At 72.7% G+C, this 18,644-nt stretch carries 12 protein-coding genes and 1 pseudogene; 8 read left to right on the top strand and 5 right to left on the bottom strand.

The genetic code is table 11. From position 1 onward, the window contains the following. Window positions 1-91 precede the first annotated feature (91 nt). From ACWCRA_RS23120 to ACWCRA_RS23110, 3 genes are all read right to left on the bottom strand, one after another. Window positions 92-1,927: a glycoside hydrolase family 3 protein gene (locus tag ACWCRA_RS23120; RefSeq protein ID WP_351553540.1), complete on the bottom strand. Its 1,836-nt coding sequence runs from the start codon at window positions 1,925-1,927 to the stop codon at window positions 92-94. Between the two features lie 364 nt (window positions 1,928-2,291). Beyond that, window positions 2,292-3,080 (bottom strand): sugar phosphate isomerase/epimerase family protein, encoded by a 789-nt coding sequence (locus ACWCRA_RS23115; RefSeq protein WP_351553543.1) that lies wholly within the window; start codon window positions 3,078-3,080, stop codon window positions 2,292-2,294. Window positions 3,081-3,485: 405 nt separating this feature from the next. Next, on the bottom strand, window positions 3,486-4,538 hold the full coding sequence (locus ACWCRA_RS23110) for a LacI family DNA-binding transcriptional regulator (protein ID WP_451068475.1): 1,053 nt from the start codon (window positions 4,536-4,538) through the stop codon (window positions 3,486-3,488). A gap of 124 nt (window positions 4,539-4,662) precedes the next feature. Between ACWCRA_RS23110 and ACWCRA_RS23105 the strand changes: the two genes are divergently transcribed. From ACWCRA_RS23105 to ACWCRA_RS23075, 7 genes and pseudogenes are all read left to right on the top strand, one after another. Beyond that, complete coding sequence (locus ACWCRA_RS23105) at window positions 4,663-5,823, top strand: Gfo/Idh/MocA family protein (RefSeq protein ID WP_351553549.1); 1,161 nt, start codon at window positions 4,663-4,665, stop codon at window positions 5,821-5,823. Next, on the top strand, window positions 5,820-6,971 hold the full coding sequence (locus tag ACWCRA_RS23100) for a dihydrodipicolinate synthase family protein (RefSeq protein WP_351553552.1): 1,152 nt from the start codon (window positions 5,820-5,822) through the stop codon (window positions 6,969-6,971). The genes ACWCRA_RS23105 and ACWCRA_RS23100 overlap by 4 nt, the downstream gene beginning before the upstream one ends. A 38-nt stretch (window positions 6,972-7,009) precedes the next feature. After that, window positions 7,010-7,801, top strand: a pseudogene (locus ACWCRA_RS23095) (sugar phosphate isomerase/epimerase family protein); the annotation flags it as partial. Window positions 7,802-8,127: 326 nt separating this feature from the next. After that, window positions 8,128-8,682, top strand: coding sequence for a SigE family RNA polymerase sigma factor (locus tag ACWCRA_RS23090; protein WP_351553554.1), 555 nt, complete (start codon window positions 8,128-8,130; stop codon window positions 8,680-8,682). Further along, window positions 8,679-9,401 (top strand): hypothetical protein, encoded by a 723-nt coding sequence (locus tag ACWCRA_RS23085; RefSeq protein WP_351553557.1) that lies wholly within the window; start codon window positions 8,679-8,681, stop codon window positions 9,399-9,401. The genes ACWCRA_RS23090 and ACWCRA_RS23085 overlap by 4 nt, the downstream gene beginning before the upstream one ends. Before the next feature lie 349 nt (window positions 9,402-9,750). Beyond that, the gene (gene recD2 / locus ACWCRA_RS23080) at window positions 9,751-11,958 is read left to right on the top strand and encodes an SF1B family DNA helicase RecD2 (RefSeq protein ID WP_351553559.1); all 2,208 of its coding nucleotides are present in this window, start codon (window positions 9,751-9,753) and stop codon (window positions 11,956-11,958) included. A 249-nt stretch (window positions 11,959-12,207) separates the two neighbouring features. Beyond that, window positions 12,208-13,497, top strand: coding sequence for a citrate synthase (locus tag ACWCRA_RS23075; RefSeq protein WP_351553561.1), 1,290 nt, complete (start codon window positions 12,208-12,210; stop codon window positions 13,495-13,497). Window positions 13,498-14,472: 975 nt separating this feature from the next. On the opposite strand, the gene ACWCRA_RS23070 is transcribed toward ACWCRA_RS23075, so the two are convergent. Beyond that, window positions 14,473-14,796, bottom strand: coding sequence for a heavy-metal-associated domain-containing protein (locus ACWCRA_RS23070; protein WP_351559891.1), 324 nt, complete (start codon window positions 14,794-14,796; stop codon window positions 14,473-14,475). A 117-nt stretch (window positions 14,797-14,913) separates the two neighbouring features. After that, entirely contained in the window at window positions 14,914-15,591 is a 678-nt protein-coding gene (locus tag ACWCRA_RS23065; RefSeq protein ID WP_451068479.1) for a TetR family transcriptional regulator, read from the bottom strand. A gap of 556 nt (window positions 15,592-16,147) precedes the next feature. Here ACWCRA_RS23065 and ACWCRA_RS23060 point away from each other — a divergent pair. Beyond that, window positions 16,148-18,520 (top strand): MMPL family transporter, encoded by a 2,373-nt coding sequence (locus tag ACWCRA_RS23060; protein WP_451068474.1) that lies wholly within the window; start codon window positions 16,148-16,150, stop codon window positions 18,518-18,520. Window positions 18,521-18,644 lie beyond the last annotated feature (124 nt).

The following is an 18,644-nucleotide window of genomic DNA, read 5'->3' as shown; positions in this document are numbered from 1 at the left end:
CGCCGGCGCTCCGCGTGGGCTCCCTCCTCCGCCTCGCGATCCACGGCACCGGACCCCGCTCACCGATCCGGCCCGATCCGAAAGAAACTCCCTAGTCGTCGTAGTCCAGGCCGTGGCCGATCGGGTACAGCACCGTCCCCGGCGCTCCCGCCCGGTACACCGGCACCGGCAGCCGGCCCTCCGGCCCGACCCGGCCGGCGATCACCCGGGCCGCCGCCCGCAGCTCCACCTCGCTCCACCCGTACGACGCCAGCGCCGCCGGCACCGCGCCGAGGTGGGCGATGTCGTACGGATTGCGGATGGCCAGCGCCACCACCGGGACGCCGGTCGCGAGCAGCTCCGCCACCAGGGTCCGCTGACCGCTCGTCGCGGAGACATTGAGCGTGGTCACCACGACGGCGTCCGCGCCGCGCGCCGCCGCCACCGCCGCCGCGATCTGCTCAGCGGTCGGGGCGGTGCCGGTGACCTGGGCCGTCGGGGTGAAGCCCAGCTCGGTGAAGCTCCGCTGGAGCGCGGCGAGCGGCCGGACATGGGAGGCGACCGGAGGGTTCGGGTCGGCCCCCACCACCAGCAGCCTCTTCTCCCTGCGCCGGTTCAGCGGCAGCACCCCGCCCTCGTTGACCAGCACCGTCGTGGTCCGCTCGGCGATCTCGGCGGCGGCACCGAGATGCCGCCGGACGCCGACCGTCCGGTCCACTCCCCGGTGGGTGACATAGGGGTCGTCGAGGAGACCGAGCTTCTCCTTGAGCCGCAGAATCCGCAGGACCGACTCCTCGATCCGCTCCTCGGTCAGCTCGCCGCCCCGCACGGCGTTCACCACCGCGTTCCAGGCGAGCGCCAGATCCTCCGGGTAGAGCAACTGGTCCACGCCCGCCTTGAGGGCGAGCACCGGAATGCGCTCATCGCCGTACTTCGTCCGTACGCCCTTCATATTGAGCGCGTCGGTCACCACGACACCGTCGTACCCCAGCTCCTCGCGGAGGATGCCCGTCAGAATCGGACGGGAGAGCGTGGCCGGGTCATTGCTCGGGTCCAGCGCCGGGACCTGGATGTGCGCCGTCATGATCGAGTCGATCCCGGCGGCGATGGCGGCGCGGAAGGCCGGGGCGTCGATCCGGTCCCACTCCTCACGGGTGTGGGTGATCAGCGGGAGGCCGGTGTGGCTGTCGACACTGGTGTCCCCGTGCCCGGGGAAGTGCTTGGCGCAGGAGGCGATCCCCGCGCCTTGGTAGCCGCGGACCTGCGAGGACACCATCCGGGCCGCCGCGTTCGCGTCGGCGCCGAAGGAGCGGACGCCGATGACGGGGTTGGCGGGGTTGATGTTGACGTCCGCGACCGGGGCGTAGTTCTGGAAGACGCCCATCGCCGCCAGCTCCGCCCCCGCGATCCGGCCGGCCTCCCGGGCGTCCTTCCGGGAGCGCCCGGCGCCCAGCGCCATCGCGCCGGGCAGCTGGGTCGCGGGCTCGCCGATCCGGGTGACGACCGAGCCGTGCTCCTGGTCGACGGAGATCAGCAGGGGGACGGGGGTGGGCTGGGCGAGGCCGGCGCGCTGCACACCGTTGGAGAGGTCGGCGATCTGGTGGGGATCGCGGACATTGTCCGACCAGGAGAAGTAGATGATGCCGCCGACGTGGTACCTGGCGATCATCTCGGCGGCCGAACGCACGCCGAAGTCGCGGAGATTGAGGTCGATGTGGGCCTGGGTGGGGGCGGTGGCGGAGTGTCCCCAGACCCTGGAGACGAAGAGCTGGCCGACCTTCTCCTCCAGGCTCATCCGGGCGATGAGCCTCCGGAGGCGGTCGGGGCGCCCGCGCCCGCGCCGGTCATGGGCGGCGGAGACGGGGGCGGAGCCGGCGGTGGCGGCTGCGGTGGCGGTGGCGGTGGTGGCGGCGAGGAGAGTGCGTCTGGAGAGGCTCCGATGGCGCATGGGGTAATCCTTCCGGCCGTGCCCGACAAGCGAGTTGAAGGAAACTTCCAAGGACAAACGGATAACCGGAAAATAACTACCAGGTCAAGGGCTGGGCGGGAGGTAGCGTGCGCGGCGCGCCGAAAGGTCACTGGTACGGAGGGGGGCCGCGAGGCGGGGGGCGGGGGTGCGGTGGCGGCGTGGTGCGGGTCGGGGGACGCTCCGGGCGGCACCGGGGCTCATGAGGCACGGCGCGCTTCCAGCCCTTGCCGAGCGCGGGCCCCGGTGCCACACCTCACGTTCCGCGCCCCGGTGCCAGCCCTCACACTCCGCGCCCCGGTGCCAGCCCTGCGCGTGTCCCTCCGCGCCGTGGCCGGTGCCGCTCTCACCCCGCCCGGGTGAGGAGGCTCTCCAGATACTCCCGGCCCGGTGCCAGCAGTCCCGGCAGCTCGGGGGCGTCGGCGTTCCAGCGCTTCTCGTACTCCCAGCTGACCCAGGTGTCCGGGGCGAGCGCCGCGAGCGACTCCCGCAGCGGAAGGACCCCCGCGCCGAGCGGCAGCGGGGCGAGGTCCTCGCGCGAGGCGACATCCTTGACCTGGACATAGCCGAGGAAGGGCGCGAGGGTGCCATGGGTGGTGGCCGGGTCCTCGCCGCCGAGCCAGGGGTGCAGCACATCCCAGATCGCGCCCGCGTGGAGATGGCCGATGGGGCCGAGCACCCGGGAGACCGCGGCTCCGGTGCGGTGGGAGTCATGGGTCTCCAGCAGAATCCGGACGCCGACCCCGGCGGCGGTCTCCGCGGCCGCGGCCAGCCGGCGCGCGGCCACCGTGTCGGCGGCGCCGATCTCGCGCCCGGCACCGCCCGGGAAGACCCGCACCGAGGGCGCGCCGAGATCCCTGGCCAGCCAGAGCAGCTCGCCGATCTCCTGGAGGACCGGGGTGTCGTCGCCCTCGGCGGCGAGCCCGGTGTACCCGCAGACCGAGAGGATCTCGACCCCGGCCCGCTCGAACTCCCGTGCGGCCTTGGCCCGCTCGCTCTGCCCGAGCCCGAGATGCACCGGTTCCTCGGCGGCGACCCTCAGCTCCACTCCCTGATACCCGGTATCGGCGGCCAGCGCGGCCACCTCCGCGAGGGGCATCCCGGGTACACCAAGAGTGGAGAAGGCGAGCTTCATCCTGTCGTTCCTCCCTGCGGATGGATCAGCGGCGCGCGGCTTCTGCGATGCGGCTCCGCCGTGTGGTCGTCGTCCTCTGCTTCCCGGTATCCCGCACCGGTATACCTTCCCCCACCCGCCCCGCCCCCCTCGTAAGCCCTGCCCGGCCACCTCTTTCAGCCCTGCCCGGTCACCTTCTCAGCCCGCCCGGCCACCTCTTTCCGCCTGTCCGGTCACCTTCTCAGCCCGTCCGGCGTTTGAGGACGGACCCCGCACCCCGGGTGCCCGCACCCGGGGGTGGCCCGGCGGCCAGGATCCCCGCACCCGGGGGTGGCCCGGCGGCCCGGTCCCGTACCTCCGGGCGGCCCCGGCCCGGCACCCCGTACCTCCGGGCGGCCCCGGCCAGGCCCCCCCGCAAGCAAAGCCTCACCCCCGGCCCGGCGGCCCCGTCGACCCCCGCACCACCAGCTCCCCCGCGATCCGCGCCACCCCCGTCGCCCCCTCCATCGCCCACCTCCCCGCCCTCGCCCCCGCCTCCCCCAGCGGCAGCCTCACCGTCGTCAGCGCCGGCACCACATCCACCGCGAACGGCAGATCGTCGAACCCCGCGACCGACACATCATCCGGAATCCGCATCCCCCGGTCCCGCAGCGCCGCGCACGCCCCCAGCGCCACCGTGTCGTTCGCCGCCACCACCGCCGTCAGGCCGGGTTCGCGGGCGAGCAGCTCCGCCGTCGCCGCGTAGCCGGAGCCGCGGGTGTACGGCCCGTGCGCGGTCAGCGGCGTCTGGTCCTCCTCGATCCCCGCCGCCCGCAGCGCCTCGCGGTGCCCCTCCAGCCGGTGCCGGGTGGTGGTGCGCTCGGGCGGCCCGGCCACATATCCGATGCGGCGGTGGCCGAGCCCGATCAGATGCTCCGTCAGCCGCCGCGCCCCGCCCCGGTTGTCGAAGGTGATCACCGCCTGCCCCGCGGGACTCCCCGGCATGGGAGGCCGCCCGCACAGCACCACCTTCGTGCCCGCAGCCGCCAGCTTCCCCAGCTTCGCGGACATCGCCGCGATATGGGCCGGGTCCTCCAGCGCGCCCCCGGTGATCACCACCGCCGCCGCCCGCTGCCGCTGGAGCAGCGTGAGATAGGTGAGTTCGCGCTCCGGCGCACCCCCGGTGTTGCACACCACCGCGAGCTTCTCGCCCCCGCCCCGCCCGGCCCCCTCCTGCCCGCCGATCTCCGTCTGCGCGGCCCCGGCCATGATCCCGAAAAAGGGGTCGGCGATGTCGTTCACCAGGATTCCCACCAGGTCGGAGGTGGCGGCGGCGAGCGAACTGGCCGGCCCGTTGAGCACATAGTCCAGCTCGTCGACGGCGCGCAGCACCCGCTCCCGGGTCGAGGCCGCGACCGGATAGTTCCCGTTGAGCACCCGGGACACCGTGGCCGGCGACACCCGGGCGCGTGCCGCGACATCCGCCAGGGTGACTGTCATCGCTTCCTCCGGGGGAGAGTGAGCCGGGCCCCTTGTCCGGCCGCTGTCGGCAGGCTAGCGTCATCCTGTCTAGAAAGCGCTTGCTATCACGTCCGCACCGCACCGCGAACGGGGAGGCTCTTCCGTGGCACGCAGGACAGTCCGGATCGCGATGAACGGCGTCACGGGCCGTATGGGCTACCGCCAGCACCTGGTCCGCTCACTTCTCGCCATCCGTGACGAGGGCGGTCTCGACCTCGGCGACGGGGATGTCCTGTGGCCGGAACCCGTCCTCGTCGGCCGCCGCGAGAGCGCCCTGCGCGCCATCGCCGGGCGTCATGGCATCCCGCACTGGTCGACCGATCTCGACGCCGTGCTCGGCGCCCGGGGCGAGCGGGCCGTGGACATCTACTTCGACGCCCAGATCACCTCCGCGCGCGTGCCCGCGCTCCGGCGCGCCATCGCCGCCGGCAAGCACGTCTACACCGAGAAGCCCACCGCCACCGGCCTCGCCGACGCGCTGCTCCTCGCCCGGGAGGCCGAGGCCGCCGGCATCCGCCACGGAGTCGTCCAGGACAAGATCTTCCTGCCGGGGCTGCTCAAGCTGAGACGCCTGCTCGACGGCGGCTTCTTCGGGGAGATCCTCTCCGTGAGGGGGGAGTTCGGCTACTGGGTCTTCGAGGGCGACTGGCAGGACGCCCAGCGCCCGTCCTGGAACTACCGCGCGGAGGACGGCGGCGGCATCACCACGGACATGTTCCCGCACTGGGAGTACGTCCTGCACGAGCTGTTCGGCCGGGTGACCAGCGTGATGGCCCACATCACCACCCATATCCCGCGCCGCTGGGACGAGCGCGCCAAGCCCTACCCGGCGACCGCCGACGACGCTGCCTACGCCGTCTTCGAGCTGGCGGACGGCACCGTCGCCCAGATCAACTCCTCCTGGGCGGTCCGGGTGAACCGTGACGAACTGGTCGAGTTCCAGGTCGACGGAGTCGAGGGCTCCGCCGTCGCGGGGCTGCGCCGCTGCCGGGTCCAGCACCGCTCGGCCACCCCCAAACCCGTCTGGAACCCCGATCTCCCCGCCGGTGACTCCTTCCGCGACCAGTGGCAGGAAGTCCCCGACAACGGGGAGTTCGGCAATGGCTTCCGGGCGCAGTGGGAGCTGTTCCTCCGCCATGTGGCCCTCGGCGAGCCCTACCACTGGGATCTGCTGGCGGGCGCCCGCGGCGTGCAGCTCGCCGAACTCGGAGTGCGCTCGTCCACCGAGGGCCGCCGCCTCGCCGTGCCGGAGCTGACCCTGTGACCATCCGCCTCCCGGACGCGACGGGCGGGTTGCGCACGTATGTGCCGCGCGCCGACCCCGTACCCCCCGCGCCCCCCAGGAGCGCCCCCCGCTCCCGTACGGTCTTCGCCGCCGCCCATGTCGTCGCCGACCCGTACGCCGACCCCGGCCCGACCCCCGCCGTCGACTGGGACACCACGCTCGCCTTCCGCCGTCACCTCTGGTCCCACGGGCTGGGTGTGGCGGAGGCCATGGACACCGCCCAGCGCGGCATGGGTCTGGACTGGACGGCGGCGGCGGAGCTGATCCGCCGTTCGGCGGCCGAGGCGCGGGCCGTGGGCGGCGCCATCGTCTGCGGTGCCGGTACGGACCAGCTCACCGGCCCCGCCGGGCTCGCCGACGTCAGCGCCGCGTACGAGGAACAGCTCGCGGCCGTCGAGGACGCGGGCGGCCGGCCGGTCCTGCTGGCCTCCCGGGCGCTCGCGGCGGCGGCCCGCTCCCCGGAGGACTACCTCACGGTCTACGGCGGTCTGCTGCGGCAGACGAGCGCGCCGGTCGTGCTGCACTGGCTCGGCCCGATGTTCGATCCGGCGCTCCACGGCTACTGGGGCAGCCCCGATCCGGACACCGCGGCCGAGACCCTGCTGGAGCTGATCGCCGCCCACCCCGGCGCGGTCGACGGCGTCAAGGTCTCGCTGCTCGACGCGGGCCGGGAGATCGCCCTGCGCCGCCGGCTCCCGCCCGGCGTGCGGTGCTACACCGGCGACGACTTCCACTACCCGGAGCTGATCGCGGGCGACGCGCACGGTTACAGCGATGCCCTGCTGGGCATCCTCGATCCCCTGGCGCCCCTGGCCGCCGGCGCGCTCGGCGCCCTGGACGCGGGCGACACCGGGGCGTTCCGCGCCCGGCTGGACCCCACGGTCGCCCTCGCCCGCCATCTCTTCGGGCCGCCGACCCGCCACTACAAGACCGGTGTGGTGCTGCTGGCCTGGCTCGCCGGCCATCAGCGCCACTTCACGATGGTCGGCGGACTCCAGTCGGCCCGCTCGCTGCCGCATCTGGCGCGCGCCTACGAACTCGCGGATCAGCTGGGCCTCTTCCCGGACCCGGAACTGGCCCGCACCCGGATGGGCGCGCTGCTCGCCGTCCACGGGGCCGGCGCGTGACCGCGGCGGCGGGCCTGGAGCGCCTCAGCGTCAACCAGATGACCGTGCGACAGCTCCCGCTGCCCGCGCTGACCGCCGCCTGCCGCCGGATCGGCGTCCCCGGCGTCGGCCTCTGGCGCGATCCGGTGCGCGCGTACGGAGTGGACGCGGCGGCGCGGCTGGTGCGGGACGCCGGACTGACCGTCACCTCCCTGTGCCGGGGCGGCTTCCTCACGGCCGACGACCCCGGGGCGCGGGCCCGTGCCCTGGACGACAACCGGGCCGCCATCGACGAGGCGGCGGCGCTCGGCACCGACACCCTGGTGCTGGTCTCCGGCGGGCTGCCGCCGGGCGGGCGCGATCTCGCGGGCGCGCGGGAGCGGGTCGCCGACGCCCTCGCCGTGCTCGCCCCCCGCGCGGCGGACCGGGGCGTACGGCTGGCCGTCGAACCGCTGCACCCCATGTACGCGGCGGACCGCTGTGTGGTCTCCACTCTGGCGCAGGCGCTGGACCTCGCGGAGCGCTTCCCGCCGTCACAGGTGGGCGTGGTGGTCGACACGTACCACGTCTGGTGGGACGACACCGCCCCGGACGCGGTGGCCCGGGCGGGTGCCGCCGGCCGTATCCACGCCTTCCAGGTGGCCGACTGGACGACCCCGTTGCCCCGGGGGGTGCTCAACGGGCGGGGGCAGTTGGGCGACGGCGCGATCGAACTGCGCCGGTGGCGGGAGCGGGTGGACGCGGCGGGCTACCGGGGGCCGGTCGAGGTGGAGCTGTTCAACGAGGGGCTGTGGGCCCGGGACGGCGTGGCGGTGCTCAGGGAGACGGTGGACCGCGCCACCGCGCACGTACTGGAGCGCGTACCGGAGCACGCAGCCGAGCACGGACCGGAGCGCGTACCGGAGCACGCAGCCGAGCACGCGGTGGAGCACGGACCGGACCGGGCAGCGGGCGGAACCGATTCCTCCGGAAACTCCCCGGAGAAAACTCCTCCGGCGTGACATAGATACCGGGCCGCCGCGACGTCTGAAGGGGTGTAGGGCAAGCGGACGGACCACGGGTCTCCCGGGATCTTCAGGAGGAAGCATGAGGACGAGTCCCGCAGTCGGGGGCAGACGCCCCGAAGCCGCGTAGGGAACGGGCGACGGACGGCGGCCCCTGACACGAGGACCCTGGAGTGAACACGAGCGCGGAGGCCGATTTCCAGGCATTCGTGGTCAGCCGCTGGCCCCGGATGCTCCGCACCGCCCGCCTCCTCACCGGAAACCACCACGACGCCGAGGACCTGGTGCAGGCCGCGCTGGCCAAGGCGTACGTGAAATGGGACAAGGTGCAGCGGGCCGACGACGCCGACGCCTATGTGTGGCGCGTCATGATCAACGCCAACGCTGACCGGATGCGGCTGCTCCGGGTCCGGGAGTGGCTCACCACGAGATTCCCGGAGACCGCGGCGCCGGACCGGACCGACGGCGTCGCCGCGCGGAGTGTGCTCGCCGCCGCGCTCCAGCGGCTGCCGCCGAGACAGCGGGCGGTGATCGTTCTGCGCTATCTGGAGGACAGGAGTGAGACGGAGGTGGCCCGGATGCTGGGAACACGCGTGGGGACGGTACGCAGTCACACCGCCCGCGCCCTGCGCAGCCTCCGTGAGCAGCCCGATGTGACCGAGACCTGGGCGGGTCTCCCGCCGGCCCGTACGGGGGTCGGGCCGGTGACCGGGGAGGCCCGCCCATGAACGACGGAAGGGGGACCGGCGGGGGAGCGGAGGCGGCCCTGAAGGAGGCACTGCGCCGGGAGGCGTACCGCGTCCCGGCGGGTCCGCCGCCGGTGGACGAGCTGCTCTTCCGGGGCCGCCGGGCGTGCAGGCGCCGGGCCAGCGCCAGGACCTGGCTGCTGATCGTGGCGGCGGTGGTCGCGGTGGGGACCGTGGCCGTGTTCGACGACGACCCGGTGAGCCGCGACTCCGCCTCCACGGCCTCCGACACGGGGGTGAACCGCTTCCCGGCGCCCCGGGCGGTGGCCCCGTACGTGCCGATGGACCTCGGCGGGGGACTGCGGCTGGTCCTGCTGCCGGACGGGAACCAGACCTATCTGCTGGACGAGGACGGGGGCGATATCCAGGACGAGATCGACGAGGCCCGGATGGGGCCGGGCGCCGATCTCCGGCCCGAGAGCATCCGCTCCGTGTACAACGCGTCGACCGGTCTCGTCCTCGGGGTGTTCCGGAAGGAGCGGCTGCCGGCCCGGATCGGCATCCGGGTTCCCGGGGTCGGGACCTACCCGGCGGAGGTGGCGCATCTGCGCGGCGACACCAGCTGGGGTGTCTTCCACGCGTTCGTGGACCCTCCGGAGACGGCCGGGGGCGATTACGAGGTCGTGGTCTTCGACCGGGACGGGGACATCACCGCCCGGATGAACTCCCCCTTCCTGGGGCTTCGCACAGCGGGGAACTGACCGCCCTCGCTGTGCAACCGTTTCGCGGTGCCGCCTGTCCTACTTGACGTCAGGGCGGATTTCGGGGGAGCGGCCCGGGGGGACCGCGAAGCCCTGGCGGGGTGGGGACATGAGGGGCCCGGTCAGCTGTGACCGGGCCCCCTCGATCTGTTCCCGGTCCGCCCGGTCCGCCCGGACGGCTGCGGACCGCTCTCCGGGCGGCTCTCCGGACCGCTTTCCGGGCGGCTCCGGGGCCGGGTGCAGGGGGCCGGGGCCGGTGCCGGGTGGCCGGGTGCCGCGGAGTTGTCCACAGGCGGCATGTTGTCCACAGGCGGCACGGGTTGTCCGACCCTGGCGGTAGCGTCGGATCATGTCCAATCTGGCTGTGCTCGAAGGCGTTCTCGAGCGGATCACCTACGCCAACGAGGAAAACGGGTACACGGTGGCCCGCGTCGACACCGGCAGGGGCGCGGGCGACCTGCTCACGGTCGTCGGCTCGCTGCTCGGCGCGCAGGTCGGCGAGTCCCTGCGGATGGAGGGCCGCTGGGCCTCCCACCCGCAGTTCGGCAAGCAGTTCTCCGTGGAGAACTACACCACCGTCCTCCCCGCCACCATCCAGGGCATACGCCGCTATCTCGGCTCGGGGCTGATCAAGGGCATCGGCCCGAGGATCGCCGAGCGGATCGTGGACCACTTCGGCGTCGACACCCTCGATGTCATCGAGCGGGAGCCGAAGCGCCTGGTCGAGGTCCCCGGCCTCGGCCCCAAGCGGACCCGGCTGATCGCCGCCGCCTGGGAGGAGCAGAAAGCGATCAAGGAGGTGATGGTCTTCCTCCAGGGGGTCGGTGTCTCCACCTCCATCGCCGTGCGGATCTACAAGAAGTACGAGGACGCCTCGATCTCCGTCGTGCGGAACCAGCCCTACCGGCTGGCGGCCGATGTGTGGGGCATCGGCTTCCTCACCGCCGACCGGATCGCCCAGGCCGTCGGCATCCCCCACGACAGCCCGGAGCGCGTCAAGGCGGGCCTTCAGTACGCGCTGTCGCAATCCACCGACCAGGGGCACTGCTTCCTCCCCGAGGAGAAGCTGATCGCGGACGGGGTGAAGCTGCTCCAGGTGGACACCGGCCTGGTCATCGAGTGCCTCGCCGAGCTGGCGGCCGACGAGGAGGGCGTCGTCAGGGAGACGGTTCCGGCGCCCGACGGCGGGGACCCGCTGACGGCGGTGTACCTGGTGCCCTTCCACCGGGCGGAGATATCGCTCGCGGCGCAGGTGGGGCGGCTGCTGCGGGCGGACACCGACCGGCTCCCGGCCTTCCGGGACGTGGACTGGGACAAGGCACTGGCCTGGCTGGCCCGGCGCACCGGGGCCGAGCTGGCACCCGAGCAGGAGGCCGCGGTGCGGCTCGCGCTGACCAGCCGGGTGGCGGTGCTGACGGGTGGCCCGGGGTGCGGAAAGTCCTTCACCGTGCGGTCGGTGGTGGAGCTGGCGCGGGCGAAGAAGGCCAAGGTGGTCCTCGCCGCGCCCACCGGGCGCGCGGCCAAGCGGCTGTCGGAGCTGACCGGGGCCGAGGCGTCCACGGTGCACCGGCTCCTGGAGCTGAAGCCCGGCGGGGACGCGGCCTACGACCGGGACCGCCCGCTCGACGCCGACCTGGTGGTGGTCGACGAGGCGTCGATGCTCGATCTGCTGCTCGCCAACAAACTGGTGAAGGCGGTCGCGCCCGGTGCGCATCTGCTGCTGGTGGGGGATGTGGACCAGCTGCCGAGCGTCGGCGCGGGCGAGGTGCTGCGGGATCTGCTCGCGGACGGCGGCCCGGTGCCCCGCGTCCGGCTGACGAGGATCTTCCGCCAGGCCCAGCAGTCGGGGGTGGTCACCAACGCCCACCGGATCAACTCCGGTGAGCAGCCCATCACCTCGGGTCTGACGGATTTCTTCTTCTTCTCCGAGGACGAGACGGAGGACGCGGGACGGCTCACCGTCGATGTGGCGGCCCGCAGGATTCCGGCCAAGTTCGGGCTGGACCCGCGCCGGGATATTCAGGTTCTGGCGCCTATGCACCGGGGCCCGGCCGGGGCCGGCACTCTCAACGGCCTGCTTCAGCAGGCGATTACCCCCGCGCGGCCCGATCTGGCCGAGAAACGCTTCGGTGGCCGGATTTTCCGGGTGGGCGACAAGGTCACCCAGATCCGCAACAACTACGACAAGGGGAAGAACGGCGTCTTCAACGGCACGGTGGGCGTGGTCACCTCGCTCAACCCGGACGACCAGCGGCTGACCGTGCTGACGGACGAGGACGAGGAGATTCCGTACGACTTCGACGAACTGGACGAACTGGCGCATGCCTATGCGGTCACCATCCACCGCTCCCAGGGCAGCGAGTACCCGGCGGTGGTGATCCCGGTCACCACCGGGGCCTGGATGATGCTTCAGCGGAATCTGCTCTACACGGCGGTCACCCGGGCCAGGAAGCTGGTGGTGCTGGTCGGCTCCCGCAAGGCGATAGGGCAGGCGGTGCGGACGATTTCCGCAGGCAGACGCTTCACCGCGCTCGATCACCGGCTGGCCGGCGGCTGACCCGCGGAGCGTCGCGCGGCTCCCGGCGGGGCTCCGCCGGGCGGGGGAAGCCCCTCTGTGCCGGGGTGGGAAATGCCACCCCGACTTCCGGAATCAGGGCGAACGGGGCAGGATGAGCAGGTTGGCGGCACTGAGTGCCGCCAAAGGGCCCAACGGTCGACCCCGAGTGCACTCTCCTGAGCCAGATGGGGGATGGTGGAGACAGTCAGGGCACCTCGAAGAAGAGGCACTACGTCGGTGAGGGATGACGTGAGCGACAACTCTGTAGTACTGCGTTACGCGGACGGTGAATACACCTATCCGGTGGCCGAGAGCACCGTCGGTGACAAGGGCTTCGACATCGGGAAGCTCCGGGCCCAGACCGGTCTGGTGACCCTGGACAGCGGCTACGGCAACACGGCCGCGTACAAATCCGCGATCACCTACCTCGACGGCGAAGAGGGGATTCTGCGCTACCGCGGATACCCCATCGAGCAGCTGGCGGAGCGCTCCAGCTTCACCGAGGTGGCGTACCTGCTCATCAACGGTGAGCTGCCGACCGTCGACGAGCTCTCCACGTTCAAGGGCGAGATCACCCAGCACACCCTGCTGCACGAGGACGTCAAGCGGTTCTTCGACGGATTCCCGCGCGACGCCCACCCGATGGCGATGCTGTCCTCCGTGGTCAGCGCGCTGTCGACGTTCTACCAGGACAGCCACAATCCGTTCGACGAGAAGCAGCGGCACCTCTCCACGATCCGGCTGCTCGCCAAGCTGCCGACGATCGCGGCGTACGCCTACAAGAAGTCGATCGGCCACCCCTTCGTCTACCCGCGCAACGACCTCGGGTACGTCGAGAACTTCCTGCGCATGACCTTCTCGGTCCCCGCGCAGGAGTACGACCTCGACCCGGTCGTGGTGGCGGCGCTCGACAAGCTGCTGATCCTGCACGCGGACCACGAGCAGAACTGTTCGACCTCCACGGTCCGGCTGGTCGGCTCCTCGCAGGCGAACATGTTCGCCTCGATCTCCGCGGGCATCTCGGCGCTCTGGGGCCCGCTGCACGGCGGCGCCAACCAGTCGGTGCTGGAGATGCTGGAGGGCATCCAGGCCTCCGGCGGCGACGTCGACTCCTTCATCCGCAAGGTGAAGAACAAGGAGGACGGCGTCCGGCTGATGGGCTTCGGCCACCGCGTCTACAAGAACTTCGACCCCCGGGCGAAGATCATCAAGGCGGCGGCGCACGATGTCCTCTCGGCGCTCGGCAAGTCCGACGAGCTGCTCGACATCGCGCTCAAGCTGGAGGAGCACGCGCTCTCCGACGACTACTTCGTCGAGCGCAAGCTCTACCCGAACGTCGACTTCTACACCGGCCTGATCTACCGGGCCATGGGGTTCCCGACCGAGATGTTCACCGTGCTCTTCGCGCTCGGCCGGCTCCCCGGCTGGATCGCCCAGTGGCACGAGATGATCAAGGAGCCGGGTTCCCGGATCGGCCGTCCGCGCCAGATCTACACCGGCGTCGTCGAGCGGGACTTCCTCCCGGTCGAGGCTCGCTGACACCACCGCCCGCAGGCCGGCGGAGGTATCTCCACACCCCCGGCGGCCAGGGCGGCGGGCCGCCCGGACGTCCCGTCCCCGGCGGTCCGCCCCGCCGTACCGGCTGTTCCGCCGTACCGCCCGCCCTCCGGGCCACGCCGACACCGGGCGCGGTGCCCGCACTTCGGGTCCTCCGCGCCCTGTACGGCCCTGTGGCGGGCGTACGGCCCCGCCGGCCTCCCGGGAGTACCCATCGGGTCTCCCGGGCACCCACCGGGCCCGTCCGGCCCCGCACATGACGAAAGCGCCCCGCCGCCGATCCCCCCACGGGTCGACGAACGGGGCGCTTCCCATATCCCCGGAGCGGATTCCCCCCACGGGATCCGGCCGGGCGCCTGTTGCGGAGTAGCTTCTCACGCGGTCTGCCGGGGTACGTACGCACGGGAGGGCCGCTCAAAGCTCCCCGGGCACGTGCCCCGGCCAACGCTTGCCTGGGATGTCCCCCAAGACATCCCATGAACGTCCCCCAAGACGTTCCTGGCATCAGCCATTTAGACTCACCACGAGTCTGAATGGTTACCCCCAAATATCTGTGATCTAGGTCTCTTTGTGAAGGTCTTGTGCGTCACATGTAGCCCGCCGAAAGATCGCGGAAGGGGACCCTCCGGTGCCGCAAAAACGGACGAAAAGGCTGGGTGAATCCGGCGATCACCGCGCTGAGCAGCGCTGATGTCGGCAGAGGGCGGCAGGGCGACGTCCGGGCCCAAGGTCCGTAAAAGATTCGCCTCGACGGCCCGGGTGTCCACCGTGCGAGACGGCAGGCCATCCGTCGTGGACTCCGCCGCACGTCGCGGTGATCGTCCGGTCGTTCCGGTCGCTCGGTCGTTCGGTCGTTCCGGTCGTCCGGGGGTCGTCGCCCCGCAACCGGACCGGGCCGTGCCCGACCGGGGTGAACCGGTCGGGCACGGCCCGGCGGGGTGGTGCGGTGGCGGGCGGTCAGCCGGCCAGGCCGACCAGTTCGTATCCGGCCTCGTCCACGGCCGCGCGCACGGCCTCCTCGTCCAGCGGCGCCTCGGAGACCACGGTCACCCGGCCGGTCGCGGCGACGGCGGTCACCGAGGTGACGCCCGCGATGCCGGAGACCTCGGCCGAGATCGCGCCCTCGCAGTGGCCGCAGGTCATCCCGGAGACCTCGTAGACGGTGGTGACGCCCGCCGCCGCGGCCTCGGTCGCGCCGGAGCCGCAGGAGCTGCCGCCGCAGCAGCCGGAGGCGGGGGCGTCGGCGTTCTCGGTGATCTCGATCTCGGTCTTCGCGGTCATGTCGATCTCCTCGCGGGGCGGTGGCGTGCGCTCATGGCGGCGCACGGGTGGCGTGCCAGGGGCGCCCGGGAGCGCCGGGGCCCTGTGGTACTGACTATACAATACCCCTAGGGGGTATCAAGGGCTCTCGGTGTCCGGGCCGGTCGCGGCGGGGGCCGGGGCGGGGGTGGCGGCCGGGGTCGCGGCACGGTCCGCGGCGGCTGCCGCGGCGACCGCGCAGCCGCCCGTCGCGTGCTCCGGGAAGAGCGGCTCCAGATAGCGGAACATCACCGTCTTGATCTCCCTGACATACCCCTGCCGTTCCTCGCCCTCGTGGGCCAGGGCCAGGTCGAGACCGGCCTTGAAGAGGGTGAAGGTGATGTTCGCGACGCGGCTCAGCTCGGCGGGCGGGGTGCCGGGGAGGTAGTCGCCGAGGATGCCCTCGATGCGCGTGATCAGCCCCTCGTGAATGGCGTGGAACTCCTCGGTGATCTGGCCGGGCGTGTCGGGGCCGTGGATCAGCGCCGCGAAGGCGGGGTTCTCGTAGTTGAAGGCGAAGAGCGGATCGAGGACCGAGTCCAGCAGTTCGTCCAGCGGCAGATCGAGGTTGGTGGCGAGGAGCGCCGTGCCGTGGGACTCGCGCCACTGCTCCAGGAGCCGGCCGCCCAGCTCGATGGCGATCGCCTCCTTGTTCGGGAAGAACTGGTAGAGCGTGCCGGGGGAGACGCCCGCCTCGCGGGCGATGGCGTTGGTGCTGGCGGCGGTGTAGCCGGTGGTGGTGAAGACGCTGGCGGCGGCGGAGAGCAGCTGGGCGATCCGGCGCTCGCCGCGCGCCTGGCGGCGCCGGGGTCTGGCCGGTGCCGGCCCGTCGGCCCCCGGTGCCTCCGAGGGGGCTCTCCCGGAGGTCTTGGGGGGGTCGGTGGCCGCCGGTGGCTTGCGGGCGCGGGAGGCCGGCTCCCGGGCGGCCGGGTCCCCGGCCGCGGCGCCTCCTCCACGCGCGGCCTCCGGACCGCTCGGGGCTCCCCGGCCGGCCTCGGCCTTCCGGGGGGCTCGTTCCCGGCCGGCCTCGGCTTCCCCGGGGGCTCCATCCCGGCCGGCCTCGGCCTTCCGGTGGGCCGCTTCCGGGCTGTTCGCGGCTTCCGGGCGGCCGGCCGGGCCCGGCTCGGTGGACGGGCCCGAGTGGGTCGGGTGCTCCGGTTCTGTCGGCTCCGGCACTGAAATCCCCAGCTTCCTGGCGCGGTTGACAAACGCGAGTGGTCGCTCGCATTCTGGGTTAATGCGAGCGATCGCTCGTGTTTGCCGAATTCTATGGCAATGGCCGACCCATGCTGCCCGAGCGCGTCATGGGCCACGGTGAAGGGGACACCGCACCATGTCCGAAGTCAACGGCCCGCCCGAGGCCCCGCCCCGCGCCGGGCGATGGACCCGGCTGGTCACCGCGCGCCCGAGGCTCTCGCTCCTCATCGCTCTCGTGCTGACCGCGCTCGCCGTGTTCGCGGGCAGCGGAGTGGCCGACCGCATGGGCAGCGGCGGCTGGGAGGACCCCGCCGCCGAGTCGACCTATGCGACCGAGGCGCTCGAAAGGGAGTTCCCCGCGTCGCAGCCGAATCTGCTGCTGCTGGTGGACACGGGCGCTGAGGGCTCGGGCGAGCCGTCCGGCGCGGGCGGCGGGCGGCCCGCGGTGGACAGCCCCGAGGTCGCCGCCGAGGGCCGCCGGCTGGCCGAGCGCCTGGCCGCCGAGGAGGGCGTCACCGGTGTCGGTTCCTACTGGGCGACCCCGACCCCCGCGCTGCGCGCGGAGGACGGCCGGCAGGCGCTGATCGCGGCCCGCGTCCTGGGCGACGAGAAGACGGCGCACGAGGTGCTGGAGCGGATAGCCCCCGAGTTCCGGGGCACACACGGCCCGGTGGAGGTCTCGATCGGCGGCCCCGTCGCCGTGGAGCACGAGATGACCACCATCATCATGGAGGACCTGCTCTGGGCGGAGATCATCGCTCTGCCGGTGACCCTGATCCTGTTGATCATGGTCTTCGGGAGCGCCGTCGCGGCGGTGCTCCCGCTGGGCGTCGGCATCGTCGCCATCCTGGGGACCAACGCGGTGCTGCGCGGCCTCACGGAGTTCGCCGAGGTCTCCGTCTTCGCCATGAACCTCACCACCGCGCTCGGCCTCGGACTCGCCATCGACTACGCCCTGTTCATCGTGCGCAGATTCCGCGAGGAGCTGGAGTCCGGCGCCGAGGTGCGGGACGCGGTGGGCACCACCCTGCGCACCGCCGGGCGCACGGTGCTGTTCTCCGCCCTCACGGTGGCCGTGTCGCTGGCCGCGATGCTGGTCTTCCCGATGTACTTCCTGCGCTCCTTCGCCTATGCGGGGATCGCGGTGGTGATCCTGGCCGCCGCCGCCGCGCTCATCCTGCTCCCGGCCGCGCTGATGCTGCTGGGCCACCGGGTCAACGCCCTGGATCTGCGGCGGGTGTTCCGGCGCCGCCGGAGCGGCAAGCCCTCCGCCGGCGCGGCGGAGAGCGGCGCGGGATGGGGGCGGTTCGCGGATCTGGTGATGCGCAGGGCCCCGCTGGCTGCCTTCACCACCATCGCCGCCCTGCTCCTCCTCGGGCTGCCCTTCCTGGGGGTGAAGTTCGGTACGCCGGACGACCGGCAGCTCCCGTCGACCGCCGAGTCCCATGTGGTCCAGCAGCAGATCCGTGAGGGCTTCCCCGGCAGCCCCGACGGCGCCATCGAGGTGCTCGCCGAGCGGAAGGGGTCCGCCCCGATGGACACCGCCGCCCAGGAGCGCTACCGCGAGCGCGTAGCGGACCTCCCGGGGGTGCTGAGGGTCGACGGCCCCGTCGCCGGCGCCTCGGGCGCCTCGGCGTACTTCACGGTGCAGCCGGACGGCGAGGCCGTGGGCGAGGGGGCCCAGCGGCTGGTGCACCAGGTGCGGGAGGTGCCGGCGCCCTTCGACACCTCGGTGACCGGGCGGGCCGCGGCCCTGGAGGACTCCAAGTCGGCGATAGCGGACCGGCTGCCCCAGGCTCTGGCCCTCATCGTGGTGACGACCCTGCTGCTGGTCTTCCTGCTCACCGGCAGTGTGCTGATACCGCTCCAGGCGGTGGTGCTCAACGCTCTCAGCCTCACGGCCATGTTCGGCGCCATGGTCTGGGTCTTCCAGGACGGCAATCTCTCCGGGCTGCTGGGCTTCACCCCCACCGGGGACATCGAGACCAATCTGCCGGTGCTGATGTTCTGCATCGCCTTCGGCCTCTCGATGGACTACGGAGTCTTCCTGCTCTCCCGGATCAAGGAGGAGTACGACCGCACGCACGACCACGACCACGCCGTCCGGTTCGGTCTCCAGCGCACCGGCGGTCTGATCACGGCGGCGGCGGTGATCCTCGCGGTGGTGATGGTCGCCATCGGCACCTCCCGGGTGACCAACACCAAGATGCTCGGGCTCGGCATCGCGCTGGCCGTGCTGATGGACGCGATGGTGGTGCGCGGTCTGCTGGTGCCCTCGGTGATGAAGCTGATGGGTCCCAGGACGTGGTGGGCCCCCGGCCCCCTGCGCCGCTTCCACGAGCGGTTCGGACTGAGCGAGGGCGAGGCGCCCGCCCCGCCCGCCCGGCGGGGCGGGGACCCCGTCTCCGGCGGCCGGGAGCCGGAACCCTCCGCCGGCGGGGCGTCCGGGGCGAGGCCGGGTGCGGAGTCGGCTGCGGAGTCCGGCGCGGGGGACCGGGCCGGGGTCTGACCCTCCGGTGCCGGCCGGCCGGCACCGGCCGGGCCCGTCGTGCGCGGGGCCCCCCCCCCGGGCGGGGGGGGGGGCCGCGGGGGGGGGGGGGAAGCCGGCGCAGTGCCACCGCCCCGTGTTGCGC

Source organism: Streptomyces sp. NPDC001889, from assembly GCF_053594535.1.
This window is presented reverse-complemented; position numbering and strand designations above follow the sequence as displayed.

What these genes read in the sequence shown, in the direction of transcription:
- ACWCRA_RS23120 (WP_351553540.1), bottom strand. Translation starts at nt 1,927, where the DNA reads ATGCGCCATCGGAGCCTCTCCAGACGCACTCTCCTCGCCGCCACCACC.
- ACWCRA_RS23115 (WP_351553543.1), bottom strand. Translation starts at nt 3,080, where the DNA reads ATGAAGCTCGCCTTCTCCACTCTTGGTGTACCCGGGATGCCCCTCGCG.
- ACWCRA_RS23110 (WP_451068475.1), bottom strand. Translation starts at nt 4,538, where the DNA reads ATGACAGTCACCCTGGCGGATGTCGCGGCACGCGCCCGGGTGTCGCCG.
- ACWCRA_RS23085 (WP_351553557.1), top strand. Translation starts at nt 8,679, where the DNA reads ATGAACGACGGAAGGGGGACCGGCGGGGGAGCGGAGGCGGCCCTGAAG.
- recD2 (WP_351553559.1), top strand. Translation starts at nt 9,751, where the DNA reads ATGTCCAATCTGGCTGTGCTCGAAGGCGTTCTCGAGCGGATCACCTAC.
- ACWCRA_RS23070 (WP_351559891.1), bottom strand. Translation starts at nt 14,796, where the DNA reads ATGACCGCGAAGACCGAGATCGAGATCACCGAGAACGCCGACGCCCCC.
- ACWCRA_RS23060 (WP_451068474.1), top strand. Translation starts at nt 16,148, where the DNA reads ATGTCCGAAGTCAACGGCCCGCCCGAGGCCCCGCCCCGCGCCGGGCGA.